The organism is Frigoribacterium sp. VKM Ac-2836, from assembly GCF_013248995.1.
In the GTDB taxonomy this organism is placed as follows: Bacteria; Actinomycetota; Actinomycetes; order Actinomycetales; family Microbacteriaceae; genus Frigoribacterium.
Window position 1 is genome coordinate 1,111,370 of record NZ_JABRPK010000001.1, and the last position, 26,916, is coordinate 1,138,285.

At 67.3% G+C, this 26,916-nt stretch carries 24 protein-coding genes and 1 tRNA gene; 22 read left to right on the plus strand and 3 right to left on the minus strand.

What is annotated here, in order from left to right; translation table 11 throughout:
* Positions 1-60: 60 nt before the first annotated feature.
* Positions 61-687 carry a hypothetical protein gene (locus HRF36_RS05165; protein WP_173207130.1) on the plus strand — a complete coding sequence of 209 codons (627 nt, stop codon included), beginning with the start codon at positions 61-63 and terminating at the stop codon, positions 685-687.
* Between the two features lie 129 nt (positions 688-816).
* Here HRF36_RS05165 and HRF36_RS05170 read toward each other — a convergent pair whose 3' ends face one another.
* Positions 817-1,020: a cold-shock protein gene (locus HRF36_RS05170; RefSeq protein ID WP_043592793.1), complete on the minus strand. Its 204-nt coding sequence runs from the start codon at positions 1,018-1,020 to the stop codon at positions 817-819.
* Between the two features lie 306 nt (positions 1,021-1,326).
* Positions 1,327-1,412: transfer RNA gene (locus tag HRF36_RS05175), tRNA-Leu, on the minus strand.
* 39 nt (positions 1,413-1,451) lie between these two features.
* Here HRF36_RS05175 and HRF36_RS05180 point away from each other — a divergent pair.
* Positions 1,452-2,057, plus strand: a complete 606-nt coding sequence (locus HRF36_RS05180) for an ANTAR domain-containing response regulator (protein WP_043592796.1) — start codon at positions 1,452-1,454, stop codon at positions 2,055-2,057.
* Positions 2,058-2,118: 61 nt separating this feature from the next.
* On the opposite strand, the gene HRF36_RS05185 is transcribed toward HRF36_RS05180, so the two are convergent.
* Complete coding sequence (locus tag HRF36_RS05185; protein ID WP_254281135.1) at positions 2,119-2,469, minus strand: PaaI family thioesterase; 351 nt, start codon at positions 2,467-2,469, stop codon at positions 2,119-2,121.
* 186 nt (positions 2,470-2,655) lie between these two features.
* Between HRF36_RS05185 and polA the strand changes: the two genes are divergently transcribed.
* The 20 genes from polA to HRF36_RS05285 all read left to right on the plus strand — a co-directional run bounded on the left by polA (position 2,656) and on the right by HRF36_RS05285 (position 26,824).
* Positions 2,656-5,325 carry a DNA polymerase I gene (gene polA / locus HRF36_RS05190; RefSeq protein WP_173207134.1) on the plus strand — a complete coding sequence of 890 codons (2,670 nt, stop codon included), beginning with the start codon at positions 2,656-2,658 and terminating at the stop codon, positions 5,323-5,325.
* Between the two features lie 327 nt (positions 5,326-5,652).
* Complete coding sequence (locus HRF36_RS05195) at positions 5,653-6,414, plus strand: DeoR/GlpR family DNA-binding transcription regulator (protein ID WP_043592798.1); 762 nt, start codon at positions 5,653-5,655, stop codon at positions 6,412-6,414.
* A 113-nt stretch (positions 6,415-6,527) separates the two neighbouring features.
* On the plus strand, positions 6,528-7,724 hold the full coding sequence (locus tag HRF36_RS15755) for a PTS mannitol transporter subunit IICB (protein ID WP_173207137.1): 1,197 nt from the start codon (positions 6,528-6,530) through the stop codon (positions 7,722-7,724).
* A gap of 47 nt (positions 7,725-7,771) precedes the next feature.
* Positions 7,772-8,080, plus strand: coding sequence for a PTS lactose transporter subunit IIB (locus HRF36_RS15760; protein WP_054146078.1), 309 nt, complete (start codon positions 7,772-7,774; stop codon positions 8,078-8,080).
* Positions 8,081-8,082: 2 nt separating this feature from the next.
* Positions 8,083-8,547 carry a PTS sugar transporter subunit IIA gene (locus HRF36_RS15765; RefSeq protein WP_173207140.1) on the plus strand — a complete coding sequence of 155 codons (465 nt, stop codon included), beginning with the start codon at positions 8,083-8,085 and terminating at the stop codon, positions 8,545-8,547.
* A 26-nt stretch (positions 8,548-8,573) separates the two neighbouring features.
* The gene (locus HRF36_RS05215) at positions 8,574-8,843 is read left to right on the plus strand and encodes an HPr family phosphocarrier protein (RefSeq protein ID WP_043592801.1); all 270 of its coding nucleotides are present in this window, start codon (positions 8,574-8,576) and stop codon (positions 8,841-8,843) included.
* Positions 8,844-8,968: 125 nt separating this feature from the next.
* Positions 8,969-10,660, plus strand: coding sequence for a DUF885 domain-containing protein (locus tag HRF36_RS05220; protein WP_173207143.1), 1,692 nt, complete (start codon positions 8,969-8,971; stop codon positions 10,658-10,660).
* Positions 10,661-10,827: 167 nt separating this feature from the next.
* Positions 10,828-12,276, plus strand: coding sequence for a 30S ribosomal protein S1 (gene rpsA, locus HRF36_RS05225; protein ID WP_173207146.1), 1,449 nt, complete (start codon positions 10,828-10,830; stop codon positions 12,274-12,276).
* Between the two features lie 78 nt (positions 12,277-12,354).
* Complete coding sequence (gene coaE / locus HRF36_RS05230; RefSeq protein WP_173207149.1) at positions 12,355-13,005, plus strand: dephospho-CoA kinase; 651 nt, start codon at positions 12,355-12,357, stop codon at positions 13,003-13,005.
* A 10-nt stretch (positions 13,006-13,015) separates the two neighbouring features.
* Complete coding sequence (uvrB, locus tag HRF36_RS05235) at positions 13,016-15,082, plus strand: excinuclease ABC subunit UvrB (protein WP_173207151.1); 2,067 nt, start codon at positions 13,016-13,018, stop codon at positions 15,080-15,082.
* A complete protein-coding gene (locus tag HRF36_RS05240; RefSeq protein WP_173207154.1) occupies positions 15,072-15,986 on the plus strand; it encodes an SDR family NAD(P)-dependent oxidoreductase in 915 nt (304 codons plus the stop codon). The genes uvrB and HRF36_RS05240 overlap by 11 nt, the downstream gene beginning before the upstream one ends.
* A 70-nt stretch (positions 15,987-16,056) precedes the next feature.
* Positions 16,057-19,008 carry an excinuclease ABC subunit UvrA gene (uvrA, locus tag HRF36_RS05245; RefSeq protein WP_173207157.1) on the plus strand — a complete coding sequence of 984 codons (2,952 nt, stop codon included), beginning with the start codon at positions 16,057-16,059 and terminating at the stop codon, positions 19,006-19,008.
* Positions 19,005-20,912 carry an excinuclease ABC subunit UvrC gene (gene uvrC, locus HRF36_RS05250; protein WP_173207160.1) on the plus strand — a complete coding sequence of 636 codons (1,908 nt, stop codon included), beginning with the start codon at positions 19,005-19,007 and terminating at the stop codon, positions 20,910-20,912. The genes uvrA and uvrC overlap by 4 nt, the downstream gene beginning before the upstream one ends.
* Positions 20,913-20,951: 39 nt before the next feature.
* Positions 20,952-21,833 carry an RNase adapter RapZ gene (gene rapZ, locus HRF36_RS05255; protein WP_173207163.1) on the plus strand — a complete coding sequence of 294 codons (882 nt, stop codon included), beginning with the start codon at positions 20,952-20,954 and terminating at the stop codon, positions 21,831-21,833.
* A 69-nt stretch (positions 21,834-21,902) separates the two neighbouring features.
* Entirely contained in the window at positions 21,903-22,883 is a 981-nt protein-coding gene (gene whiA, locus HRF36_RS05260) for a DNA-binding protein WhiA (protein WP_173207166.1), read from the plus strand.
* Positions 22,884-23,051: 168 nt separating this feature from the next.
* Positions 23,052-24,056 (plus strand): type I glyceraldehyde-3-phosphate dehydrogenase, encoded by a 1,005-nt coding sequence (gene gap / locus HRF36_RS05265; protein ID WP_043595015.1) that lies wholly within the window; start codon positions 23,052-23,054, stop codon positions 24,054-24,056.
* Between the two features lie 62 nt (positions 24,057-24,118).
* Positions 24,119-25,330, plus strand: coding sequence for a phosphoglycerate kinase (pgk, locus tag HRF36_RS05270; protein WP_173207169.1), 1,212 nt, complete (start codon positions 24,119-24,121; stop codon positions 25,328-25,330).
* Positions 25,324-26,112, plus strand: coding sequence for a triose-phosphate isomerase (tpiA, locus tag HRF36_RS05275; RefSeq protein ID WP_173207171.1), 789 nt, complete (start codon positions 25,324-25,326; stop codon positions 26,110-26,112). Before pgk ends, tpiA begins: the two co-directional genes overlap by 7 nt.
* Before the next feature lie 104 nt (positions 26,113-26,216).
* Entirely contained in the window at positions 26,217-26,468 is a 252-nt protein-coding gene (secG, locus tag HRF36_RS05280) for a preprotein translocase subunit SecG (protein WP_043595012.1), read from the plus strand.
* The gene (locus tag HRF36_RS05285; protein WP_173207174.1) at positions 26,468-26,824 is read left to right on the plus strand and encodes an RNA polymerase-binding protein RbpA; all 357 of its coding nucleotides are present in this window, start codon (positions 26,468-26,470) and stop codon (positions 26,822-26,824) included. The genes secG and HRF36_RS05285 overlap by 1 nt, the downstream gene beginning before the upstream one ends.
* The last annotated feature ends 92 nt before the right edge of the window (positions 26,825-26,916 follow it).

Below are 26,916 nucleotides of genomic sequence, written 5' to 3' on the forward strand. Positions count from 1 at the left end.
CGGGGCGATCTCACCGGATCGCCCCGGCTTCGTCGTGTCGGCGAGGCGTACGCTCACGGCATGTCCGTGGACGCCCACCACCCTTCGTGCTTCGAGTTCGAGGCCCGCTTGTACGTCGTGCCGTCCTGGAGCGGGCACGGTGTGGCCGAGACGCGGCGAAGCCTGGGTCCCGACACGGGAGCGACGAGCCGAGGAGGTGCGGGTGCGGCCCGGTGGGCGGCGCTCGGTGCCGTGGTGGGCGGCGCGTTCCTCGTCGGAGTGGCCGCGACGGTGTGGCGAGTCGACGGCCTCGGGGCATTGCTGCTGATCTTCGTGCTCGGGGCCGCGGTCGGTGCCGTCCTCGCCGTGGGCACCCGCACCATCTTCCGCGAAGGAGAAGCGGGCCACCTCCCGGAGTCGGACGCCGGCACACCGCCGTCAGAACGGCTCCCCGCCGTCGTGGTGCCGTGGGACGTGGCGCGCGCGGCCCCCGAGGACTCCACAGGAGACGAGCTGGTGCTCTGGTCGACGCTGACGAGCCGCTACCGGGATGCGCGGGAGGCGCTGGTCGCCGGTGGGGGAGAAGATGACCGGTTCACCGATCCCCTCGAAGCTGGAGCACGCATCGCGGAGTGGGAGACCGCCTACCGGACAGCGAGTCGTGACTACGAACCGGTGGCGCGCCTCCTGGGGTTCCCGCCCCCGTGAATCGAGTCCACCGTGGCCCGCCCTGGAAGCGGAGACGGAGAAAGCCCCGACCCGCGTGAGCAGATCGGGGCTTTCGGTTCAGTGGCGGGCGAACCCGCCGACTGACGGCGTCACGAGGACGCCACCGAGTCAGATGACGCGGATGTTCTCAGCCTGGAGGCCCTTGTTGCCCTGAGCCGTGTCGAACTCGACCTTCTGGTTCTCTTCCAGGTTGCGGTAGCCGTCGCCGGCGATCGCGGAGAAGTGCGCGAAGACGTCAGTGGTTCCGTCGTCGGGGGTGATGAAGCCGAAGCCCTTTTCGGAGTTGAACCACTTAACGGTGCCTGTTGCCATTTTTCTTGTTCCTTCAATCAGAGTTGTCGATCTCGATTTCGAGATCGCTCGTCGCGGTGCCTTTTTGTCCGCTCCCTCTGAGAACGACGCCACCGTCGGAACCCCTCTCGGTGAGAGGAGGCCTTCGGCACGTCGCGAGATACAAATGCGTAACACAACAACCAGTGCCATCAGCGTAGTGCACGGATGCTCACGGGCGCACCCCCTGAGCAGAACTCGTGCCGGCGTGTCGGTCCGGAGGAGGACGACCCGGGCGCCGGACGAGGCAAGGGAATCCACTTCTCGTCGGCCCGGTCGGCCACGGGCTGGTGCCGGATGTGGGACTCGAACCCACACGCCCTCACGGACAGAGCATTTTGAGTGCTCCGCGTCTGCCATTCCGCCAATCCGGCGCACAACAACCAGGTCGACAATACCGTAGGCTTCACGTCGTGAGTGACCAGGAAGCAACCCCAGCAGCACCCCGTCGCGTCGTCGTGGCCGAAGATGAGTCCCTCATCCGCCTCGACATCGTCGAGATCCTCCGCGACAACGGTTTCGAGGTGGTGGGTGAAGCCGGAGACGGTGAGACCGCCGTCGCCCTCGCGACCGAGCTGCGCCCCGACCTCGTCATCATGGACGTCAAGATGCCTCAGTTGGACGGCATCTCGGCCGCCGAACGGCTCTCGAAGGCGCACATCGCGCCGGTCGTCCTGCTGACCGCCTTCAGCCAGAAGGAACTCGTCGAACGGGCCAGCGAGGCCGGCGCCCTCGCGTACGTCGTGAAGCCCTTCACACCCAACGACCTGCTGCCCGCGATCGAGATCGCCCTCTCGCGCTACGCGCAGATCATCACCCTCGAGGCCGAGGTCGCCGACCTGGTCGAGCGGTTCGAGACCCGCAAGCTCGTCGACCGAGCCAAGGGCCTGCTCAACGAGAAGATGGGGCTCACCGAGCCCGAGGCCTTCCGATGGATACAGAAAGCCTCCATGGACCGCCGCCTGACGATGCACGACGTCGCGCAGGCGATCATCGAGCAGCTCAGCGCCAAGAAGTAGCCGACTTCGACGAGAGGAGGCCCGCCCCGAGTACCGGGGCGGGCCTTCTGTCGTCAGCGGCCTAGTCGCGAGCGTCCGTGAGGAAGTTCGTGATGCGGACCGTCGAGAGCAGACGACCGCGATCGTCGGTCATGACGACCTGGTGCGTGGTAAGGGTGGAGCCGAGGTGCAGGGCCGTGCAGGTGCCCGTCACCCAGCCGGTCGCCGCCGACCGGCTGTGACTGGCGTTCAGTTCGATGCCCATGGCGAGGCGTCCGGCTCCGGCGTGCACGTTCGCCGCGACCGATCCGAGTGTCTCGGCCAGGACCACGTGCGCGCCGCCGTGCAGGATGCCGACCGGCTGCGTGTTGCCCTCGACGGGCATCCGTCCGACGGCCCGCTCGGCGCTCATCTCGTCGATGACGATGCCCATCTTCTCGGCCAACGCTCCGACACCGCGGCGGCGGAACAACTCGACGGCGGCATCGCTCAGGGACGCGTCCGACGAGACGGTCCTCTCGGCGTCGTTCGGGACGGCGGACGGACTGCTCATGGCTCTCCGGTTGATGGGACCGGGGCGCCCGGCGACGGTGTCGGGGGTGCCCGCTAGGCTGACGTGGTGACGGACGACACGAAGCCTACCCTCCTGGTCATCGACGGCCATTCCCTTGCTTTCCGAGCTTTCTACGCCCTGCCAGTCGACAGTTTCGTGAACCGCGAAGGCCAGCACACCAACGCCATCCATGGGTTCATCTCGATGCTGCTCAGCCTGCTCAAGGCCGAGAAGCCGAGCCACCTAGCCGTCGCATTCGACATCTCGCGATTCTCGTTCCGCACCCGTGAATACCCCGAGTACAAGGGCACCCGGTCCGAGACCCCGGCAGAGTTCGTCGGGCAGATCCCCCTCCTGCAAGAAGCACTGCACGCGATGGGCATCACGACCATCACGAAAGAGGACTTCGAGGCGGACGACATCCTCGCGACCCTCGCCTCCCGCGGTCGAGCCGACGGGTACCGGGTGCTGGTGGTCTCAGGCGACCGCGACGCGATCCAGATGGTGAACGACGACGTCACCCTGCTCTACCCCTCTGCCCGCGGGGTCAGCGAGCTCACTCGGTACGACCGAGACAAGGTGTTCGAGCGGTACGGCATCGAGCCCCACCAGTACCCCGAGGTCGCCGCCCTGGTCGGCGAGACGAGCGACAACCTCATCGGCATCGACAAGGTGGGGGAGAAGACCGCGGTCAAGTGGATCAACCTCTACGGCGGTCTGGACGAGATCATCGCGCGGGCCGACGAGATTAAGGGCGTCGTCGGACAGAAGCTGCGCGAGCAGAAAGAGAACGCCGTTCGCAACCGCCGCCTGAACCGCCTCGTCACCGACGTCGAGCTGCCCGTGGGTCCGGGTGACCTCGAACGCCGCAGCATCGACGAGGCCGCGGTCCGAGAACTGTTCGACAAGCTGCAGTTCCGCACCCTCCTCGACCGCGTCCTGGCACTGTCCGATTCGACCGACCCGGCCGCGAACGCGGGTGAGGCACCGGTGACGGCGGCACCCGAGGGCCTCCCTGTCGTCCGGACCCTCGTCGACGAAGAACTCGCCTTCTGGCTGAAGAAGCACGCATCCGACCCCGAGGCTCCCGTGGGCCTCACGGTCGAATACGGCCCTGACGGCATCGTCGGGCTCGGCGTCTCATCCCTCGACGAGTCGGCTTACGTGCCCTGGGCCGCGGGTCGCGGCGACTACGTCGCCCTCGAGGCGTGGCTCGACGACGCGACGCCCAAGGTGGTGCACGACGCGAAGCGGGCGTACAAGGCGCTCTCCCGCGCTGGTCTCCGGCTCACCGGGGTCGTCGGCGACCCCCGGGTCGCCGCCTGGTTGCTGCGCCCTGGCCGCACCTCGTTCGCGCTCTCCGACCTCGTCTACGAACAACTGGGCGAGACCTTGCCCATCGATGATCCGAATCAGCTCGCCTCCGCCGACGAGGACGTCAACGTCGCGACCGAGGCCTGGTACGTGCTCCGGCTGTCCCAGTCCTTGGTGTCCGCCCTCGACGAGGGCTCTCGACGGGTGCTCACCGAGATCGAACTGCCCCTCGTCCCGGTGCTCGGCGACATGGAACTCACCGGTGTCTCCGCTGACCGCGACACCTTGAAGGAGCTTTCGCTGCGACTGGGCGAGCAGGCCGGCGAGCTGGCTGCCGCGGCCTTCGCCGAGATCGGACGCGAGGTGAACCTCGGCTCGCCCAAGCAATTGCAAGAGGTCTTGTTCGACCAGCTCGAGATGCCCAAGACACGGGCCACCAAGACGGGCTACTCGACCGACGCCGCCTCCCTGGCCGACCTGCAAGAGAAGCATCCGCACCCCTTCCTCGACCTACTCTTGAAGCACCGCGACGCGACGAAACTGCGCCAGATCATCGAGACCCTCGAGAAATCGATCGCCGACGACGCCCGCATCCACACGACCTACGACCAGACGGGCACGACGACCGGGCGCATCTCATCCGTCGACCCCAACCTCCAGAACATCCCAGTCAAGGCCGCCGTCGGACGCGAGATCCGGGCGGCGTTCGTGCACGGGTCCGACTACGAGACGCTCCTCACGGCCGACTACTCGCAGATCGAGATGCGCATCATGGCGCATCTCTCGGGTGACGAGGGCCTGATCCAGGCGTTCAACGAGGGCGAGGACCTCCACCGGTTCGTCGGGGCCCGCATCTTCGGGGTCGAACCCGCCGACGTCACCCCCGCCATGCGGACCAAGGTCAAGGCCATGTCCTACGGGCTCGCTTACGGCCTCAGCGCCTTCGGGCTGTCGAAGCAGCTGCGCATCGAGACAGCCGAGGCACGCCAACTCATGACCGATTACTTCGCCCGGTTCGGTGCCGTGCGCGAATACCTCCGCAACGTCGTCGAGCAGGCGCGCGAGGACGGCTACACCGAGACCATCTACGGTCGGCGGCGCCCCTTCGCCGACCTCAAGTCCCCGAACCGCGTCCTGCGCGAGAACGCCGAGCGAGCCGCCTTGAACGCGCCGATCCAGGGCTCGGCCGCCGACATCATGAAGATCGCGATGCTCGGAGTCCGCTCCGAACTCGACGAACGAGAGATGGGCTCTCGCGTCCTGCTCCAGGTTCATGACGAGCTCATCGTCGAGGTGGCTCCGGGTGAGGTCGACGACGTGCGAGAGATCGTCCGCCGGCGCATGAGCGGTGCCGCCGACCTGCGCGTCCCCCTCGACGTCAGCGTCGGCCTCGGCGAGAGCTGGGACGCCGCCGCGCACTGAGCAAGCATCGCGGGGTCGCCCCGGCTGGGCGCGGTTTCGGACGTCGTGCCGTCCGAGGGCATGCCGCGTCGTCCTCGGTGGCGTCGTCGCTGCCCACCCGGCCCCGATCGGGCACCCGACGCCCGTTCATCGGGCATCGAATTGCCCATCGGGCAGCCGCGCGTCCCCCGATCCGGGCACAAACGGACACGACACGCGGCAGAGACTTGACCGGGCCACACAAACGGACTTATATAAGCGCAGATCAACAACGGTTGAACTTTTTCCGCATTCCCGCACCACCGGTCGGCCCCGAGGCGACCGCGCAGTCCGACGACGAGGTCTCCCATGTACGCACCGGAGCGTCACCAGCAGATCCTCGACACGGCCCTCTCCCGGGGTCGCGTCGAGGTCGCCGGTCTCGCACGAGAGCTCTCCGTCGCGCCCGAGACCGTGCGTCGAGACCTGACAGCCCTCGAGCGCCGGGGAGTCCTGCGTCGCGTGCACGGTGGCGCCATCGCGGTCGAGCGCCTCGGCATCGAACCCCCCGTCGTCGATCGAGAGGGCACCGCCGCCTCCGAGAAGGAGCGCATCGCCCGGGCAGCCCTCGACGAACTGCCCGACGGCGGCTCGATCATCGTCGACGCCGGCACCTCGACCATTCGTCTCGCCGAGCTGCTGCCCCTCGACCGCGAGCTGACCGTGGTCACGCACTCGCTGGCCGTCGCCACGATCCTCATCAGCCGACCGAACGTCACCCTGCACCTCCTCGGTGGACTGATCCGCACGCGCACCTACTCCGCCGTGGGCGACTGGACCCGGGCTCAGATCGCCGACGTCTTCGCCGACGTCTCGTTCATCGGTACGAACGGTGTGTCGGTCGAGCGCGGCATCAGCACCCCCGACCTCGCGGAGGCGCGGGTCAAGCGCGCGCTCATCGCCGCGTCACGACGCACCGTCGTGCTCGCCGACCACACCAAGTTCGGTCGCGAGGACTTCGCCAAGGTCGCACCGCTCACGGACGTCGACACCGTCATCACCGATTCCGGCGTGGACGCCGAACTGGCCGACGACGTCGAGCAGGCCGGCCCCCGGGTCGTGATCGCATGACGCGAGTCCGAACGGCCACCCCCCTACCTTCCCGACGCACCACAGCACCTCGTACCCCCTCCATCACCCCACACCCCTCTCGTCGCTGAGAGATACAAGGAGAAGTCCACACCATGTCCGAATTCACGCCCACCGTCACCGGAACGGGAGCCCGCGCACGCGTCCAGCGCTTCGGCGGCTTCCTGGCCGGCATGATCATGCCGAACATCGGCGCCTTCATCGCTTGGGGCCTCATCACGGCCCTGTTCATCCAGACCGGCTGGACGCCGGTGCCCCAGCTCGGTGGCTTCGGCGAGATGTCGGACGGCACGCCGTGGCCCGGTCTCGTCGGACCGATCATCACCTACCTGTTGCCGATCCTGATCGCCTACACGGGTGGTCGCATGGTCCACGGGCAGCGCGGTGCCGTCATCGGTGCGGTCGCCGTCATGGGCGTCATCGTGGCGACCGACGTGCCGCAGTTCCTCGGCGCGATGATCGTCGGCCCCCTGGCCGCCTGGGTCCTGAAGCAGTTCGACCGCCTGGTCGACGGACGCATCAAGTCCGGCTTCGAGATGCTCGTCAACAACTTCTCGCTCGGCATCATTGGTGGGGCCATGGCGGTCCTGTCGTTCTTCGGCCTGGCACCCGTCACCACCGCCATCACGAACGTCTTCGGCGGCGCCGTCGGCTTCCTCGTCGACCGCGGCCTGCTGCCCCTGGCGTCGATCATCATCGAGCCGGCCAAGGTGCTCTTCCTCAACAACGCCATCAACCAGGGCATCCTGACCCCGCTCGGCGGCACCCAGGTGCAGGAGACCGGCAAGTCGATCCTGTTCATGCTCGAGTCGAACCCCGGCCCCGGCCTCGGCATCCTGCTCGCGTTCCTGTTCTTCGGCCCTCGCGCGATCCGCCCCTCGGCTCCCGCCGCGATCATCGTGCACTTCTTCGGCGGCATCCACGAGATCTACTTCCCGTACGTGCTCATGAAGCCGATCCTGCTCGTCGCCGCCATCCTCGGTGGCGCGACCGGCATCGCGACCTTCGCGCTCTTCAACGTCGGCCTCGTCGGCCCGGCCTCACCCGGCAGCATCATCGCCTACACGCTCGTCGCCGCTCGTGGGGACCTTCTCCCGATCTACCTGGGTATCCTGCTCTCGGCGGCCGTCTCGTTCGTCGTCTCGTCCCTCCTGATGGGCTTCGGTCGCAAGGAGAACCGCGAGGCCCGTGCCGAGGACTCCGCCGCGCAGGAGCAGGCTCTCGCCGATGCCCAGGCCGCCACCGCGGCCAACAAGGCCACCAGCAAGGGCACCGCGGCACCCACCGCTTAGCCCGACCGCACCACCAGTCAGCACCACCACCACACAAGGAGAAGGTCATGGCAACCCTCGACGGTTCCAGCATCAAGAAACTCATCGTCGCGTGCGACGCGGGCATGGGCAGCAGCGTCATGCTGGCGTCCACGCTCAAGAAGCAGCTGAAGAAGAGCGGTGTCACCGTCGAGCACTCGCCCGTCGCGTCGATCCCGTCGGACGCCGACGTCGTCGTCACCCAGAACAACCTGGCCGAGCGCGCCCGCGGCGTCGTGCCGAACGTGCCCGTCGTGCCCTTCCAGCTGTTCATGGGAGACCCCAACGTCGCCAAGGTCGTCAAGGCCATCCAGGACGGCTCGACGGTCGAGGTCTGACGATGACCGACCAGCAGGCACCCGAGCTCTCGGCGCTTCTCGCCGAGTCGTCCATCCGACTCGACGAGGTCGCCGCCTCACGCGACGAGGCCATCCGCAAGACGGGCCAGGCACTCATCGACGCGGGCGCGATCGACGAGACCTACGTCGATGCGATGTTCGAGCGCGAGAACTCGGTGTCCACCTACGTCGGCGAGGGTGTGGCGATCCCGCACGGCACCCTCGCCGGCAAGGACTCGGTCACGCAGGACGCCCTGGTCGTGCTGCGGTTCCCGACCCCGGTCGACTGGGACGGCAACGAGGTCTCGGTCACGGTCGGCATCGCCGCCAAGGGCAACGGCCACATCGCGATCCTCAGCCAGCTCGCCAGCATCCTGATGGACCCCGACAAGGCCGCCGCCCTGCGCGGATCGACCACGACCGCCGAGGTCTACGAGTTGCTCGCGTCGACCGACGACGACGACTGACCCCCACCCCCTTCTGAGGAGAAGACATGCCAGAACGTTCCGTCACCATCGCCTCGAGCGTCGGGCTCCACGCCCGCCCCGCGTCACTGTTCAGCCAGGCCGCCGGCAAGACCGGCGCCAAGGTCACGTTGACCTCGGCGGCCGGCAAGAGCGTCAACGCCGCCAGCATCCTCGGCGTGCTCTCGCTGGGCATCGGCCATGGTGAAGAGGTCGTCGTCGCCACCGAAGGCGACAACGCCGAGGCCGCCCTCGACGAGCTCGTCGCGCTCCTCGCGACCGACCTCGACAAAGAATAGACAACCGCACCAGGACGGGGCGTCCGCCGACGAGAGTCGGTGGACGCCCCGTTCGTCGTAGGACCCGAGGAGGTGCGGTGCGGGCTCTCCGGCACCGCGCCTCCTGCGTCACTAGGCTCGTCGGCATGAGCGATCCCGCGACGACATCCGGCCCGCGCACACCCACCCCCGTCGACGGGGTCGCCGAACGCTGGGTGGACACCCTCTGCGAGCTCGACCCGACGACCGCGACCTGGATCGGTCGCGAGGGTCGCACCGGCGAGTTCGGCGACTACTCACCGAACGGGCACGCTCGCCATGTCGAGGCCGTCCGGGGCACCCTCGACGAGCTCCGGGCCACGGCTCCCGTGGACGACGTCGACCGTGTCACCCGGGACGACCTGACGAGCGAGCTCGAGCTCGAGCTCGAATACGCCGAGCAGCGACTCGAACTGCGCGACCTGAACGTCATCGCCTCGCCGGCGCAGGGCATCCGAGAGGTGTTCGACCTCATGCCGACCGAGTCCGAGGGCGACTGGGCGGACGTCGCGTCCCGGCTCGGTCGTGTGCGGACAGCCGTCGACCAATACGTCGAGACGCTGCGGGCCGGCATCGCCGGGGGAGTGACCCCTGCCCGTCGCCAGGTGGAGAAGGTGGCGGAACAGTGTGCCCGCATCGGCGCCGACGACGGATTCTTCTCCGAGCTCGCCGGCGGTGCCCGGTTGGGCGACGGCAGCGCCCCGGGCACGGCTCTGGCTCACGACCTCGAGTCAGGGGCCTCGTCGGCCGCGGGCGCCTATGTCGACCTGCGACGATTCCTGCTCGACGAACTCCTCCCCGCCGCCGCTGTCGAGGACGCCGTCGGGCGTGACGCATACGGTCTGCACTCGCGACGGTTCCTGGGCGCGACGATCGACCTCGACGAGACCTATGAATGGGGGATCGACGAGCTCGCGCGCATGACGAGCGAACAAGAGGCCGTCGCTCGACAGATCGAACCCGGCGCGTCGGTCTCGCGCGCCATCGACATCCTCGACGCCGACCCGGCGCGCCAGCTCGAGGGAACCGACGCGCTCCGCGACTGGATGCAGCGGCTCAGCGACCGGGCCGTGGCCGAGTTGGGCCGCGACCAGTTCGACATCCCCGAGCCGGTGCGTCGGCTCGAGTGCCGCATCGCACCCACCAAGGACGGCGGCATCTACTACACGAGTCCCAGCGACGACTTCTCGCGGCCGGGCCGCATGTGGTGGTCGGTGCCCGAGGGCGTCACCCGCTTCGGCACCTGGCGTGAGACGACGACCGTCTTCCACGAGGGCGTCCCGGGCCACCATCTCCAGCTGGGACAGGCCGTCTACAACCGGACGACGCTCAACACCTGGCGTCGGCAACTGGCCGGGACGTCGGGGCACGCCGAGGGATGGGCCCTGTATGCCGAACGTCTCATGGACGAGCTCGGCTGGCTCGGCGACCCGGGCGATCGGCTGGGGATGCTCGATGGTCAGCGCATGCGGGCGGCGCGCGTCGTGCTCGACATCGGCGTCCACCTCGGCAAACCGTTCCCCGCCGGCGGGGGCGCCTGGGACGCGGCGAAAGCGTTCGACTTCATGTCGGAGAACGTCAACATGGACACCGGGTTCGTGCGCTTCGAGGTCGACCGGTACCTCGGCTGGCCGGGGCAGGCTCCCTCGTACAAGGTCGGTCAACGCATCTGGGAGGACCTCCGCACGGAGCGGGCACGACGCGACGGCGACGCGTTCGACGTCAAGGCCTTCCACCGGGACGCCCTGCGTCTGGGAGGGGTCGGACTCGACACACTCCGGCGAGCCCTGCTCACGTGACGCCCACCGCCTCCGACACGCCGTTGCCCGCACCTGCGGCACCGCGCTAAGATGATCCAGCGCAATCTGCGCCGATCTGTCCGCACGCCGCGTTCGACACCACCCCCCGAACATCGTTCGAGGGACGAGCACGGCCCGATTCATGCCCGTACTGGAGCACTAACTACATGACAACCGTAACGACCAAGGCACCCAAGCAGGTCGCCATCAACGACATCGGATCCGCTGATGACTTCCTGGCCGCGGTCGAGAAGACCCTGAAGTTCTTCAACGACGGCGACCTCATCGAAGGCACCGTCGTGAAGATCGACCGCGACGAGGTCCTCCTCGACGTCGGCTACAAGACCGAGGGTGTCATCCCCTCGCGCGAACTCTCGATCAAGCACGACGTCGACCCCACCGAGGTCGTCGAGGTCGGCGACACGGTCGAGGCCCTCGTCCTCCAGAAGGAAGACAAAGAAGGCCGTCTGATCCTGTCCAAGAAGCGCGCTCAGTACGAGCGTGCCTGGGGCGACGTGGAGAAGATCAAGGACGCCGACGGCGTCGTCACCGGTACGGTCATCGAGGTCGTCAAGGGTGGACTCATCGTCGACATCGGCCTCCGGGGCTTCCTCCCGGCCTCGCTCATCGAGCTGCGCCGCGTCCGCGACCTCACGCCCTACCTGGGCCAAGAGATCGAGGCCAAGATCCTCGAGCTCGACAAGAACCGCAACAACGTGGTCCTGTCGCGTCGCGCCCTCCTCGAGCAGACGCAGTCCGAGAGCCGCACGACCTTCCTCAACAACCTCCACAAGGGCCAGGTCCGCAAGGGCGTCGTCTCGTCGATCGTCAACTTCGGTGCGTTCGTCGACCTGGGCGGCGTCGACGGTCTCGTGCACGTCTCCGAGCTCAGCTGGAAGCACATCGAGCACGCCAGCGAGGTCGTCGAAGTGGGCCAGGAAGTCACGGTCGAGATCCTCGAGGTCGACCTCGACCGTGAGCGCGTGTCGCTCTCGCTCAAGGCCACCCAGGAAGACCCGTGGCAGGTGTTCGCCCGCACGCACGCGATCGGCCAGGTCGCTCCGGGCAAGGTCACCAAGCTCGTTCCCTTCGGTGCGTTCGTCCGCGTGGCCGACGGCATCGAGGGTCTCGTGCACATCTCCGAGCTCTCGGCGAAGCACGTCGAGCTGGCCGAGCAGGTCGTCGCCGTGGGCGACGAGGTGTTCGTCAAGGTCATCGACATCGACCTCGACCGCCGTCGCATCTCGCTGAGCCTCAAGCAGGCCAACGAGGGCGTCGACCCCGAGGGCACCGAGTTCGACCCGGCTCTCTACGGCATGCTCACCGAGTACGACGACCAGGGCAACTACAAGTACCCCGAGGGCTTCGACCCGGAGACGAACGAGTGGCGCGAGGGCTTCGACTCGCAGCGCGAGAAGTGGGAGCAGGACTACGCTGCCGCCCAGGCGCGCTGGGAAGCCCACAAGAAGCAGGTCGCTGCCTCGCTCGTCGAAGAGACGACCTTCGACGCCCCCACGGGTTCGTCGTTCTCCGCTGAGTCCGCTGCGGGCGCCGGCACCCTCGCCGACGACGAGTCCCTCGCCGCTCTGCGTGAGAAGCTGTCGAACAACAACTGAGTCCTCCCGGTCTCGACCAGAAGGCGGTTCCCCCACGGGGGAGCCGCCTTCCGGCGTTCTCGGCGTAGTCTCGACTCCGTGTTCGTCTGTGGATTGACCGGTGGCATCGCTGCGGGCAAGTCGGTCGTGGCCCGCCGACTGTCCGACCGAGGGGCGGCGCACGTCGATGCCGATGCCCTCGCGCGTGAGGTGGTCGAACCAGGCTCACCCGGGCTCAATGCGGTGGTCAAGCGCTTCGGGCGTTCGATTCTGCGCCCGGACGGCTCTCTCGACCGCGCAGCCCTCGGTGCCGTGGTCTTCTCCGATCCGGACGCCCGACGCGCTCTCGAGGCCATCACGCACCCTGCCGTCCAAGAGCTCTCGACCCTCCGCATGGCCGAGGCCGTCGCTGACGATCCCGGACGCGTGGTCGTCTACGACGTCCCGCTCCTCGTCGAGGCCAGGGGGACGGCCGGCTTCGACGTGGTCGTCGTCGTGCACGCCCCCCGCGACGTGCGACTTCAGCGGCTCGTCGGACTGCGCGGCATGAGCGAGGAGGAGGCGCGGCGTCGGGTGGACGCGCAGGCCGACGACCGGACGCGGCTCGCCGTCGCGGATCTCGTCGTCGACTCCTCCGGTCCGCTCGAGCACACCCTGGAGCAGGCCGACGACCTGTACGACCGCCTGCGTTCGCTGTCAGCGGCGAAGCTGGGGGCCCCCGGGGGCACGAGTGTCGGTGGTCCCTCGTAAGCTGGAATCCATGGAACCGACCCGCAGCGTGCGCCCGTTCGAAGTCATCAGCGAGTTCGAACCCAGTGGCGATCAGCCGGCCGCGATCGCCGAGCTCGCCGGGCGAATCAATGCCGGCGAGACCGACGTCGTCCTGTTGGGTGCCACCGGAACAGGCAAGTCCGCGACCACCGCCTGGCTCGTCGAACAAGTCCAGAGGCCGACCCTCGTGCTGGCCCACAACAAGACGCTCGCGGCTCAACTGGCGAACGAGTTCCGGTCGCTCTTCCCGAACAACGCCGTCGAGTACTTCGTCTCGTACTACGACTACTACCAGCCCGAGGCCTACGTCCCGCAGACCGACACCTTCATCGAGAAAGACAGCTCGGTCAACGCCGAGGTCGAGCGCCTGCGTCACTCGACGACGAACTCCCTGCTCAGCCGTCGTGACGTCATCGTCGTCTCCACCGTCTCCTGCATCTACGGCCTCGGCACCCCCGAGGGGTACATGGAAGCCATGATCGCCCTCCAGGTCGGCATGCGGATCGACCGCGAGACGCTGATCCGGCGCTTCGTCTCGATGCAGTACCAGCGCAACGACATCGACTTCTCCCGGGGCAACTTCAGGGTGCGGGGCGACACCATCGAGATCATCCCGATGTACGAAGAACTCGCCATCCGCATCGAGATGTTCGGTGACGAGATCGAGGCCCTGTACGCCCTCCACCCGCTCACGGGCGACGTGGTCAGGACGATGGACGCCGTCTCGGTCTTCCCCGGCTCGCACTACGTGGCGGGCACCGACGTCATGCACCGGGCGATCGGGACGATTAAAGACGAACTCGCCACCCGCCTCGACGAACTCGACACACAGGGCAAACTTCTCGAGTCCCAGCGCTTGCGCATGCGGACGACCTTCGACCTCGAGATGATGGAGCAGATCGGATTCTGCAACGGAATCGAGAACTATTCGGCACACATCGACGGTCGTTCACCCGGCGAGGCGCCGCACTGTCTCCTCGACTACTTCCCCGACGACCTGCTCGTGGTGATCGATGAGTCGCACGTCACCGTGCCGCAGATCGGAGCCATGTACGAAGGCGACGCCTCGCGCAAGCGAACCCTCGTCGACCACGGGTTCCGGCTTCCCAGCGCCCTCGACAACAGGCCTCTCAAGTTCGAGGAGTTCCTCGACCGGGTCGGCCAGAAGGTCTACCTCTCGGCCACACCCGGCAAGTACGAGCTGGGCATCACCGACAGCGTGGTCGAGCAGATCATCCGACCGACCGGGCTCGTCGATCCCGAGATCGTGGTCAAACCCTCGGCAGGGCAGATCGACGACCTCCTCGAAGAGATCCGCACCCGGGTCGAGATCGACGAGCGGGTCCTCGTCACCACCCTGACCAAGAAGATGGCCGAAGAGCTCACCGACTTCCTCACCGAGGCCGGTGTCCGTGTCCGCTACCTCCACTCCGACGTCGACACGCTCCGGCGGGTCGAATTGCTCACCGAACTCCGGCAGGGCGTCTACGACGTGCTCGTCGGGATCAACCTGCTCCGAGAAGGCCTCGACCTCCCCGAGGTGTCGCTGGTCGCCATCCTCGACGCCGACAAAGAGGGTTTCCTCCGTTCGTCGACGTCCCTGATCCAGACGATCGGGCGCGCGGCCCGCAACGTCTCCGGCCAGGTCCACATGTACGCGGACGTCATGACCGACTCGATGAAACAGGCCCTCGAAGAGACCGATCGTCGTCGTGAGAAGCAGGTGGCGTACAACCTCGAGCGCGGCATCGACCCCCAGCCCCTCCGCAAGAAGATCGCCGACATCACCGAGGTCCTGGCCCGAGAGGGTGCCGACACCGCCCGGTTGCTCGCCGATCGGCAAGGCGGCAAGCGTGCCCCGACGCCCAACCTCCGTCGCGAGGGCAAGGCGGCCAGCGCCGCCAACGGTCTGGAAGCCATCATCGCCGACCTCAACGAACAGATGCTGCAGGCATCCGCCGAGCTCAAGTTCGAGTTGGCCGGTCGACTGCGCGACGAAGTCGCCGACCTGAAGAAAGACCTGCGGCAGATGGAGGCGGCCGGCCATGCCCGGTGATCGTCGCCGTCTCGTCGTCACCGGAGCGACCGCAGGTCTCGGCTACTACTCCGCCGAGCGTCTCGCGATGGACGGCCATCAGGTCGTCCTTGCGGCTCGCGATGCCGAGAGAGCCGTCCGGGCCGCCGATCTCCTCCGCAGCCGCGTACCCGGGGCGGACGTCGACACCGTCGCCCTCGATCTGGCCGACCTGGCGTCGGTCCGTTCGGGTGCCTCCGCCATCGCTGCCGGCGGGCCGGTCGACGGCCTGCTGGCCAACGCGGGCGTCGTCGGTTCCCGGCGGCGTGAGACGACGACCGACGGCTTCGAGCTGCAGTTCGGCACCAACCACCTCGGCCACTTCGCTCTGGTCTCGCATCTGCTGCCGGCCCTCGAGTCGGCCGGGCGGGCTCGAGTCGTGCACCTCGGCAGCATCAGCCACCGGTGGGTGCGACTCGACCTCGACGATCCCATGATGGTCTCCAGCTACTCGGGGGCCGTCGCCTACGCGCGGTCCAAGCTGGCCGTGATGACCTTCGGATTCGACCTCGACCGGCGACTCCGGGCTGCCGCATCCTCCGTCTCGAGCGTGGTCGCGCATCCCGGTTTCTCGTTGGAGTCCCTCAGCGACCCTCGTCCACCCGTTGTCGAGCCTCGCCGCCCACCGGCCGTCATCACCTCGATGATGCACACCTTCTCCCAGGGCAAAGAGGTCGGTGCAGAGCCCCTCACACATGCGCTCGTGGGCGACGACGTCGTCGGCGGGGAATACTGGGGTCCGGCCGGATGGTTCCAGCTGACCGGCGCTCCGGCTCGCGTGCCCGCCAAACGTCACGCCCGTGACGAGGCGGTCGCGTCACGGCTGTGGCAGGTGTCGGCCTCGCTCACGGGCGTCCACCCCGTCATCACCTCGCCGGCCACCTGAGTCCTCGCCACAGGCCTGAGTCCGCGCGGGCCTGCCCGTCATGACGACGAGCGTCGTCCACATCCACAGAATGGTAAGAGTGTCCATCTCTCCCGTAGAAGGTTCCCCCACGCTGAGCGTCCGGGGTGCCCGCGTGCACAACCTCGACAACGTCGACCTCGAGATCCCCCGCGACTCGCTGGTCGTCTTCACCGGGTTGTCCGGCTCCGGCAAATCGTCCCTGGCATTCGACACGATCTTCGCCGAAGGGCAGAGGCGTTACGTCGAGTCCTTGTCGGCGTATGCACGACAGTTCCTGGGTCAGGTCGACAGGCCCGACGTGGACTTCATCGAGGGTCTCAGCCCCGCGGTCTCGATCGACCAGAAATCCACGAACCGCAACCCGCGGTCCACGGTCGGCACGATCACCGAGATCTACGACTACATGCGGCTCCTCTGGGCGCGCATCGGGGTCCCGCACTGTGCAGTCTGCGGCGAGAAGATCAGCAAGCAGAGCGTTCAGCAGATAGCCGACCAGCTCATGACCCTCGAGACGGGCACCCGGTACCAGGTGCTCAGCCCGGTCGTCTCGCAGAAGAAGGGCGAGTTCGTCGACCTCTTCGCCGAACTCGCGTCAAGCGGTTATTCGCGGGCGATCGTCGACGGCGAGCAGATCCAGCTCAGCTCCCCACCGAAGCTCAAGAAGCAGATCAAGCACGACATCGCAGTGGTGGTCGATCGTCTCGTGGCCTCCGACGAGGCGCTGACGCGCCTCACCGACTCGCTCGAGACCGCGCTCCGCCTGACCGACGGCCTGGTGACGATCGACTTCGTCGACACCGACGACGACGCTGCGGGCAAGTACCGGACGTTCTCCGAGAAGCTCTCGTGCCCGAACAACCACCCCGTCCAACTGACGGAGATCGAACCCCGGACCTTCTCTTTCAACGCCCCCTTCGGGGCTTGCCCCGAGTGCTCGGGGCTCGGGACCAAGATGTCGGTCGACTCGGACCTCCTGCTCGGTGACCCCGAGCTCAGCCTCGCCGACGGTGTGATCCTCCCGTGGACGCAGTCCGGTAAAGGGCTCTACAACTACTTCCAGAAGCTCCTCGAGGGTCTGGCCGGCGACCTGGGCTTCAGTCTCAAGACGCCCTGGCACGAGCTCCCCGAGAAGACCCAGCAGGCAGTCCTGCAGGGCAACGACTTCGAGGTCACGGTCAAGTGGCGCAACCGCTTCGGCCGCGAGATGACGTACTCGACGGGCTTCGAGGGTGTCATGCCCTACATCGAGCGAAAGTACGCCGAGGCCGAGACCGACACGCAACGTCAGCGGTACGCGTCCTACCTCCGCGAGATCCCGTGCGTCGTCTGCAAGGGCAAGCGGCTCAAGCCCGAGGTCCTGGCCGTCCTGGTCGACGGGCACGACATCGCGACCGTGTCCGAGCTCAGCCTCTCCGACGCCTTCGCGTTCATGAACGAACTCACGCTCACGACGCGCGAGGCGCGCATCGCGGCCCAGGTCCTGCGCGAGATCCGGGTCAGGCTCGAGTTCTTGCTCGAGGTCGGCCTGACCTACCTGTCCCTCGCCCGCGCCGCCGGCTCCCTCTCGGGCGGCGAGGCCCAGCGCATCCGTCTCGCGACCCAGATCGGCTCGGGCCTCACCGGGGTGCTCTACGTCCTCGACGAGCCGAGCATCGGTCTGCACCAGCGGGACAACCGCCGACTCATCGACACGCTCGTCAAACTGAAGAACCTCGGTAACACCCTGATCGTCGTCGAGCACGACGAGGACACCATCAAGACGGCCGACTGGGTCGTCGACATCGGCCCCGGTGCCGGAGTCAACGGCGGCACCGTCGTGCACTCGGGTAGCTACGAAGACCTTGTGGCGAACACCGATTCGTACACGGGCGACTACCTCGCCGGGCGACGGTCGATCGAGACTCCGACCAGCCGTCGCCCCGTCGACAAGAAGCGCATGATCTCGGTCGTCGGGGCCAAGGCCAACAACCTGCGCGACGTCACCGTGGACTTCCCCCTGGGCACCTTCGTCGCCGTGACGGGCGTCAGCGGTTCGGGCAAGTCGTCACTCGTCAACGACATCCTCTACAAGGTCCTGGCCAACCAGCTCAACGGGGCTCGACAGATCCCCGGCAAGCACACGCGTGTCACCGGGCTCGACGCCCTCGACAAGGTCGTCCACGTCGACCAGGCGCCCATCGGTCGGACCCCGCGTTCGAACCCCGCGACCTACACCGGCGTCTTCGACCGCATCCGGACACTCTTCGCCGAGACCACCGATGCCAAGGCCCGCGGCTACCTGCCGGGTCGGTTCAGTTTCAACGTCAAGGGCGGCCGCTGCGAGAACTGTTCGGGTGACGGCACCATCAAGATCGAGATGAACTTCTTGCCCGACGTCTACGTGGCGTGCGAGGTCTGTGGCGGGGCACGCTACAACCGCGACACGCTGGCCGTGCGGTACAAGGGCAAGAACATCTCCGAAGTCCTCGAGATGCCGATCAGCGAGGCCGCCGAGTTCTTCGCGCCCATCTCGGCGATCTCGCGTTTCATGTCGACGCTGGTCGACGTCGGGCTGGGTTACGTGCGGCTGGGTCAAAGTGCCACCACGCTGAGCGGTGGCGAGGCCCAGCGTGTCAAGCTGGCGACCGAGCTGCAGAAGCGCTCCAACGGGCGCAGCGTCTACGTGCTCGACGAGCCGACCACCGGTCTGCACTTCGAGGACGTCCGCAAGCTCCTGCTCGTCCTGAACGGTCTCGTCGAGAAGGGCAACACCGTCATCACGATCGAGCACAACCTCGACGTCATCAAATCCGCCGACTGGCTGATCGACATGGGCCCCGAAGGAGGCGCGGGTGGCGGCACCGTCATCGCCACCGGCACGCCGGAACACCTCGCCACGGTGCCCGAGAGCCACACGGGCGTCTTCCTCAAGGAGATCCTCGAGTCCGGCCACACCGTGCCTCGGGTGCAGAAGAAGAAGTCCACGCCGGCACGGCGTCGGGAGGCCGTCGAAGCGCGATGAGCAACACCGTCTCCTGGCGTCCCAAAGCGGGCGAAATCCCGACCGATCCCGGCGTCTACCGCTGGCGTGACGAACGGGGGAGGGTCCTGTACGTCGGTAAGGCCAAGAACCTCCGGGCGCGATTGAGCAACTACTTCGCGCCTCTGCCCTCACTGCACGAACGAACCCGGCGGATGGTGCTCACCGCTCGATCGGTCGAGTGGACCGTCGTGGGGAGCGACATCGAGGCGCTCCAACTCGAGTACACGTGGATCAAAGAGTTCGATCCACCGTTCAACGTCAAGTTCCGTGACGACAAGACCTATCCGTTCATGGCAGTGACCCTGGCGGACGAGGCTCCTCGGGTGATGGTGACGCGCAACCCACGCATCAAGGGCGCGAAGTACTTCGGGCCCTACCCGAAGATCTGGGCGGTGCACGACACGATCGACCTCATGATCAAGGTCTTCCCGATCCGCACCTGCTCCGACAGCAGCTACAAGAAGGCCATGCAGACGGGCAAGCCCTGCTTCCCGGGCCAGATCGGTCGTTGCGGCGGGCCCTGCTCCCAGAAGGTCTCGATCGACGACCATCGAGCCATGGTCGACGCCTTCGTCACGTTCATGGGCAGCTACGACAAGAAGGTGATCGCCGACCTCCAGCGGTCCATGAAGACGGCCGCCCTCGAGCAACGTTTCGAGGACGCAGCCGCCTACCGGGATCAGGTGCAGGCGCTCGAGGCGGTCCTCGACAAGTCGGCGGTGGTCCTGCGCGACAACGTCGACCTCGATCTCTACGCCCTGGCCGAGGACGAATTGGCGGCGGCCGTTCAACTCTTCACGGTGCGGGGTGGCCGCATCCGGGGTTCCCGGGGATGGGTCGTCGACAAAGAGATCGACATCTCGACCGGTGACCTCGTTGAGCAGGTCCTACAGGGCATCTACAGCGCCGGTGCCGAGCTTCCCCGCGAGATCGTCGTGACCGCCACACCGGATGACAACGACGCCCTGGAAAGCGTTCTGAGTTCCATCCGAGGGCGCGGTCGGGTGCAGATCCACACGGCACAGCGAGGTGAGAAGGCGAACCTCATGCAGACGGCCACCCTCAACGCGCAACAGTCGCTCATGCTCTACAAGACCCGCCGTAGTGCTGACTTCGCCACCCGGTCGACGGCCCTGGCCGACATCCAGGAGGCCTTGGGCATGAGCGACGCCCCCCTGCGGATGGAGTGCTACGACGTCTCCCACCTCTCGGGCACGAACATCGTCGCGTCGATGGTCGTGTTCGAAGACGGACTTCCCCGAAAAGACCAGTACCGCCGGTTCAACATCCCCCAGTCGACCGACGACACCGAATCGATCTATCAGACCCTCAGCCGCCGTCTCGCGCGACTCGATGACGAACTCGCGCCCGTCGACGAGGTGGGTGAGCAGCGCAAGCGCTTCGCCTACCGCCCCAACCTGCTGATCGTCGACGGCGGCCAGCCCCAGGTGGCGGCCGCGAGGCGTGCCCTCGACGACGCCGGCGTCACCGACATCGCTCTCTGCGGCATCGCCAAGCGGCTCGAAGAGATCTGGTTGCCCGATGACGACTTCCCGGTCATCCTGCCGCGCAACAGCGACGCCCTGTTCCTCATCCAACGCATCCGCGACGAGGCTCACCGCTTCGCGATCACGCACCAGCGACAACGGCGCAAGCGCGACATCTCGACCCAACTCGCCGAGATCCCGGGGCTCGGCCCCTCTCGGGTGGCCGTCCTCTTGAAGCACTTCGGCTCGGTGAAGCGTCTCAAGGACGCCGACGCGGCGGACATCTCGGCGATCCGCGGCATCGGGCCGACGTTGGCCGCAGCGGTCGTCGAGCGGCTCCGCGGAGGTGACGACGTGTCGGTGGACGACCCGGTGCCTCCGACGAGCCCCGCCTAGACTCGATCCACCGCCCGCCGACCCGAGGACACCACCGACATGAGCGACGCCAGCGAACAGCAAGAGGTCTTGATCGTCACGGGCATGTCCGGCGCAGGACGATCGACCGTCGGCAACGCCCTCGAAGATCTCGACTGGTACGTGGTCGACAACCTGCCCGCGCAGATGTTGCGGCCGCTGCTGGATCTGGCCGAACGCGCGGGGGACTCCCTCCCCAAGATCGCGGCGGTGATCGACGTGCGCGGGGGGCGTCTGTTCAGCGAGGCGCAAGAAGCCGTGCGAACCCTTCGGGCGAGCATGCCCAGCAAGGTCCGGGTGCTCTTCCTGGACGCGACGGACGCAGCACTCGTCAGGCGATTCGAGCAGGTCCGACGCCCGCATCCGCTGCAGGGCGACGGTACGTTGCTCGACGGCATCCTCGCCGAACGTGCCCGCATGGAAGAACTCCGCGAGACCAGCGACGTCATCATCGACACGTCCGAACTCAACATCCACCAGCTGGCCACCACGATCTCGGAGAAGTTCGCCGAATCCGACCGTGCCGGGGTGCAGGTGACCGTTCTGAGCTTTGGCTTCAAGTACGGCCTGCCCACGGACGCCGACATGGTGGGTGACGCTCGATTCCTGCCGAACCCCTTCTGGGTGCCCGCCCTCCGACAGCAGTCGGGGCTCGACGAGCCCGTCACGAGCTACGTGATGGAGCAGGCCGGTGCTCGAGAATTCGTCGACGCCTTCGCTGCCTCCCTCGTGCCGGTGCTCGCCGGCTACCAGCGTGAGAACAAGAGACACGCTACGATCGCCATTGGCTGCACCGGGGGAAAACATCGATCGGTCACCCTCGTGGGTGAACTGGCGGCGCGTCTGCGTGGACTCCCCGGCGTGGCCGTCAGCGTGAAACACCGCGACCTCGGACGAGAATGAGCCACCGACGCGCTCGAGCACGCCCGTGACACCGACGACAAGTCGACCCGACGAAAAGGAACAACCGGAGTGGCCCAGACTGCCGACGTCAAAGAAGAACTCGCCCGCGTCGAGGTGAGCAGGACGACGGTCCGGGCCGCCGAGCTCGCCACCGTCCTCCGCTTCGCCGGGGGACTGCACCTCATCTCGGGTCGGATCGCGGTCGAGGCGGAGCTCGACTCGGCGCTGATCGCCCGTCGAGTCCGGAAGGACCTCGCCGAGCTCTACGGGGCTCGGAGCGACGTCGCCATGACGGCGCCCTCCGGTGCACGACGGAACCCCGGATTCCTCGTGCGGGTGCACGAGGCCGGTGAGACTCTCGCCCGCCAGACGGGGCTCATGGATGCCAGGCGACGACCGGTGCGCGGGCTGCCCAACCGGCTCACGACCGGCTCGCGTGACGACCTCGCCGCCATCTGGCGCGGCGCCTTCCTCGCCCAGGGCTCCCTGACGGATCCGGGCCGGTCCGCGTCCCTCGAGGTCGTCTGCCCGGGCAACGAGACCGCCATGGCGCTCGTCGGCGCCGCCGGGCGACTCGGCATCGCCGCCAAGGCCCGCGAGGTCCGAGGGGTGCACCGCGTCATCATCCGGGACGGCGAGGCGATCGGCACCATGCTCAAGGTGATGGGTGCCCAGAAGAGCGTGACCGACTGGGAAGAGATGCGGCAACGGCGTGAGGTCCGAGCAACGGCCAACCGTCTCGTCAACTTCGACGACGCCAACCTGCGACGGTCGGCACAGGCTGCCGTGGCCGCCTGTGCCCGGGTCGACCGGGCGATGGAGCTCCTCGGTGACGACATCCCCGACCACCTCAAGTACGCGGGCGAGCTGCGCCTCGCCCACCGTGACGCCAGCCTGGACGAACTCGGCCACCATGCGGACCCCCCGATGACCAAGGACGCCGTCGCAGGGCGCATCCGGCGCCTCCTCGCCATGGCAGACAAGAAGGCCAGCGACCTGGGGCTGCCCGGCACGGACGCCAACCTGCCGAACGACCTCGACCTCGACTGAGGTCCGTACGGAGTCCCGCGACGACACGGGACGACGAATTCCGGAGGGCTGCTGCTACTGTCGTAAACGGTGTGCGGCCCGAACTCATCGAGAGTTCGGGCGACTCCACGGGCCTGGTCGCCCACACCCTCCACGCGTCCCCACGACGCCTGATCATCAGGAGTTTCATTGACCGTCAAGATCGGCATCAACGGCTTCGGTCGCATCGGCCGTAACTACTTCCGCGCGGCTCTCGCCAAGGGCACCGACATCGAGATCGTCGCCGTCAACGACCTGACCGACAACGCGGCACTAGCGCACCTCCTCAAGTTCGACTCCATCACCGGTCGTCTCGACGCCACGGTGGAGCTGGACGGTGACTCGATCGTCGTCGACGGCAAGCCGATCAAGGTCCTCGCGGAGCGCGACCCCGCCAACCTGCCCTGGGGCGAGTTGGGTGTCGACATCGTCGTCGAGTCGACCGGTTTCTTCACGAAGGCCGAAGACGCCCGCAAGCACATCACGGCCGGCGCGAAGAAGGTCCTCATCTCGGCTCCGGCCACCGGTGACGACGCCACCATCGTGCTGGGTGTGAACGAGGGCATCTACGACCCCGCCAACCACCACATCATCTCCAACGCGTCCTGCACGACGAACAGCCTCGCGCCCCTCATGAAGGTGTTCCTCGACAACTTCGGCGTGGAGCGCGGTCTCATGACGACCGTGCACGCCTACACGGCCGACCAGAACCTGCAGGACGGCCCTCACAAGGACCCGCGCCGTGCTCGTGCCGCCGCGCTCAACATCGTCCCGACGTCGACCGGCGCCGCCAAGGCCATCGGCCTCGTGATCCCCGAGCTCGCCGGCAAGCTCGACGGCTACGCCCTTCGCGTGCCCGTGCCCACCGGCTCGATCACCGACGTGACCCTCGAGACCAGCACCCCCGTGACGGTCGAGCAGATCAACGCGGCATACAAGGCCGCGGCCGAAGGGGAGCTCAAGGGCATCCTCGCCTACTCCGAGGACCCCCTGGTCTCGACCGACATCACGACCGACCCGCACTCGTCGATCTACGACTCGGGCCTCACCAAGGTCATCGGCAACCTCGTCAAGATCACCTCGTGGTACGACAACGAGTGGGGTTACTCGAACCGACTGGTCGACCTGACGAAGTACGTGGCCGACCGCCTCTAGTCCGAACTCGGCGCCTCGGTCCCGTCCGGGCCGAGGCGCCGTCCCCAACCCGAAACGAAGCCATGAGCCTGCGAACCCTCGATTCACTCGGTCCCTTGTCGGGCAAACGCGTCATCGTCCGATGCGACCTCAACGTCCCGTTGAAGGACGGCGAGATCACCGACGACGGACGCATCCGCGCCTCCCTCGAGACCCTCGACCTGCTGATCAATCAGGGAGCGAGGGTCGTCGTCATCTCGCACCTCGGGCGTCCCGACGGCCAGGCCAAGGCCGAGTACAGCCTGCGACCGGTCGCGCAACGCCTCAGCGAACTCCTCGGGAAGAGCGTCGGCTTCGCGGCGAGCACGGTCGGAGACGACACCAGCGCAGCTGTCGCCGACTTGACCGACGGTCAGATCGTGGTGCTCGAGAACCTGCGGTACAACGCGGCCGAGACATCGAAAGACGAGGGGGAACGCCAAGAGTTCGCCCGTCGCCTGGCAGAGCTCGGCGACGTCTTCGTCTCCGACGGCTTCGGTGTCGTGCACCGCAAACAGGCGAGTGTCTACGAGTTGCCGGCGCTCCTCCCGAGTGCGGCAGGGTCGCTGATCTCCCGTGAGCTCGAGGTCCTCGACAAGCTGACCGAGAAACCCACCCGGCCCTACACGGTCGTCCTCGGCGGCTCCAAGGTCTCGGACAAGCTCGGTGTCATCGAGCACCTGCTGCCGCGGGTCGACAACCTGCTCATCGGTGGCGGCATGCTCTTCACGTTCCTCGCCGCCCAGGGGCTTCCCGTCGGCAAGAGCCTGCTCGAGAAGGACCAGCTCGACCGGGTCCGCGGATACGTCGACGAGGCCGCGCGTCGCGGCGTCAATCTCGTGCTCCCCGTCGACGTGGTCGTCGCCTCGGCCTTCAGCGCCGACGCCGAGCACAGCGTCGTCGCGTCGGACGGCATCGAATCGTCCTCCCTGGGCCCGGAAGCCCTCGGCCTGGACATCGGTCCCGAGACGGCGGCCCGATTCGCCGAGACCGTTCAGACCTCGTCGACGGTCTTCTGGAACGGCCCCATGGGCGTGTTCGAGTTCCCCGCCTTCGCACACGGCACCAAGAAGGTCGCCGAGGCCCTGACGCATGTCTCCGGTCTCGGGGTCGTCGGCGGCGGCGACTCGGCCGCGGCCGTTCGGGCCCTCGGTTTCTCGGACGACCAGTTCGGCCACATCTCCACCGGCGGTGGAGCCAGCCTCGAGTTCCTCGAGGGCAAACGACTCCCCGGACTGGAGGTCCTCGGATGGTGACCACACGCACCCCTCTCATCGCCGGCAACTGGAAGATGAACCTCGATCACCTGCAGGCGATCGCGTTCGTCCAGAAGCTCGCCTGGTCCCTCAAGGACGCGAAGCACGACTTCGAGTCGGTCGAGACTGCGGTGTTCCCGCCCTTCACCGACCTCCGAAGCGTCCAGACGCTGCTCGACGCCGACAAGCTCGACCTCGCCCTCGGAGCCCAAGACCTGTCCGCCCACGATTCGGGGGCCTTCACGGGCGAGGTCTCGGGCCAGTTCTTGGCCAAGCTCGACGTCCGCTACGCCCTCGTCGGGCACTCGGAGCGCAGGACGCTCCACGCCGAGAACGACGAGGTCGTGGCCACGAAGGTCGCTGCGGCCCATCGTTCGGGTCTCGTTCCCGTCATCTGCGTCGGTGAGACCGCGGAAGACCTCGAGCAGCACGGACCGAGTGCGGTGCCGGTGGCTCAGCTCCGTGCAGCGCTGGCACAGGTGCCGGCTTCCGCCGAGGTCGTCGTGGCGTACGAGCCCGTCTGGGCGATCGGCTCCGGTCAGGCCGCGACCGCCGAGCAGGCCGAGCAGGTCTGCGCCGCCTTGCGCGCCGCCCTCGTCGAGCTCGTCGGGCCGGATTCCGCGGCGGCCACTCGGATCCTCTACGGCGGATCGGTCAAATCCACGAACATCGCCTCGTTCATGCGTGAGCCCAACGTCGACGGCGCCCTCGTCGGCGGGGCGAGCCTGGACGTGACCGAGTTCGCCAGCATCGTCCGGTTCCAAGCGCACGTCGGCGTCTGAATCGGGGGGCGACGATCGGCAGCGCCCCTCCGATTCGACCTCCCCAGGGGGAGGCCCCGCGCGGTTATACTGTTCAGCGGTCTCACCGCATCGAAAGGTCCTACGTGGAAATTCTCCAGGTCATCCTGCAGGTGTTGCTCGGCATCACGAGCCTCCTGCTGACCCTCCTCATCCTGCTTCACCGTGGTCGTGGCGGCGGTCTGTCCGACATGTTCGGCGGTGGTGTCACGAGCAACCTCGGTGCCTCGGGTGTCGCCGAGCGCAACCTCAACCGCATCACGGTCTTCCTCGGCCTCGTCTGGATCACGTGCATCGTGGTCCTGGGCCTCATCACCAAGTTCGCGGCGGTCAGCTGATGGCGTCGGGCGGTAGCGCGATCCGAGGGTCGCGCGTCGGTGCAGGCCCCATGGGCGAACAAGACCGTGGATTCCACGCCGAGCGAGTGACGATCTCGTACTGGGATGCTCTCGGCAACGAGGTGGTCCGCCACTTCGCAGCAAATGTTCCCGACGAAGAGATCCCCGAAACGGTCGACTCGCCCTCGAGTGGACTCCCGGCGGGCCGCGACAAGGCCAACCCGCCGACGGTTGCCAAGCTAGAGCCCTACAAGACGCACCTCGCGTACGTCAAAGAGCGGCGAACCGAAGAAGAGGCCGAACAGCTGCTCGAAGAGGCCCTGCAACAACTTCGCGTCCGACGCGGCAAGGCCTGACCTTATCGAGCGCGCCTCCGGGCGCCTCGACACCGGCCATGACGAAGGCCCCGCAGCTCTTGGCTGCGGGGCCTTCGTCATGCCTCGGACAG

Bases quoted from the DNA above. Each gene is read 5' to 3' on its own strand.
- HRF36_RS05215 (WP_043592801.1), top strand. From the start codon at position 8,574: ATGCCAGAACGTTCCGTCACCATCGCCTCGAGCGTCGGGCTCCACGCC.
- HRF36_RS15755 (WP_173207137.1), top strand. From the start codon at position 6,528: ATGTCCGAATTCACGCCCACCGTCACCGGAACGGGAGCCCGCGCACGC.
- HRF36_RS15765 (WP_173207140.1), top strand. From the start codon at position 8,083: ATGACCGACCAGCAGGCACCCGAGCTCTCGGCGCTTCTCGCCGAGTCG.
- rpsA (WP_173207146.1), top strand. From the start codon at position 10,828: ATGACAACCGTAACGACCAAGGCACCCAAGCAGGTCGCCATCAACGAC.
- HRF36_RS05185 (WP_254281135.1), bottom strand. From the start codon at position 2,469: ATGGGCATCGTCATCGACGAGATGAGCGCCGAGCGGGCCGTCGGACGG.
- uvrC (WP_173207160.1), top strand. From the start codon at position 19,005: ATGAGCAACACCGTCTCCTGGCGTCCCAAAGCGGGCGAAATCCCGACC.
- uvrB (WP_173207151.1), top strand. From the start codon at position 13,016: ATGGAACCGACCCGCAGCGTGCGCCCGTTCGAAGTCATCAGCGAGTTC.
- HRF36_RS05220 (WP_173207143.1), top strand. From the start codon at position 8,969: ATGAGCGATCCCGCGACGACATCCGGCCCGCGCACACCCACCCCCGTC.
- uvrA (WP_173207157.1), top strand. From the start codon at position 16,057: ATGGTAAGAGTGTCCATCTCTCCCGTAGAAGGTTCCCCCACGCTGAGC.
- HRF36_RS05195 (WP_043592798.1), top strand. From the start codon at position 5,653: ATGTACGCACCGGAGCGTCACCAGCAGATCCTCGACACGGCCCTCTCC.
- tpiA (WP_173207171.1), top strand. From the start codon at position 25,324: ATGGTGACCACACGCACCCCTCTCATCGCCGGCAACTGGAAGATGAAC.
- HRF36_RS05165 (WP_173207130.1), top strand. From the start codon at position 61: ATGTCCGTGGACGCCCACCACCCTTCGTGCTTCGAGTTCGAGGCCCGC.
- HRF36_RS05240 (WP_173207154.1), top strand. From the start codon at position 15,072: ATGCCCGGTGATCGTCGCCGTCTCGTCGTCACCGGAGCGACCGCAGGT.
- pgk (WP_173207169.1), top strand. From the start codon at position 24,119: ATGAGCCTGCGAACCCTCGATTCACTCGGTCCCTTGTCGGGCAAACGC.
- HRF36_RS05170 (WP_043592793.1), bottom strand. From the start codon at position 1,020: ATGGCAACAGGCACCGTTAAGTGGTTCAACTCCGAAAAGGGCTTCGGC.
- HRF36_RS05285 (WP_173207174.1), top strand. From the start codon at position 26,468: ATGGCGTCGGGCGGTAGCGCGATCCGAGGGTCGCGCGTCGGTGCAGGC.
- rapZ (WP_173207163.1), top strand. From the start codon at position 20,952: ATGAGCGACGCCAGCGAACAGCAAGAGGTCTTGATCGTCACGGGCATG.
- HRF36_RS15760 (WP_054146078.1), top strand. From the start codon at position 7,772: ATGGCAACCCTCGACGGTTCCAGCATCAAGAAACTCATCGTCGCGTGC.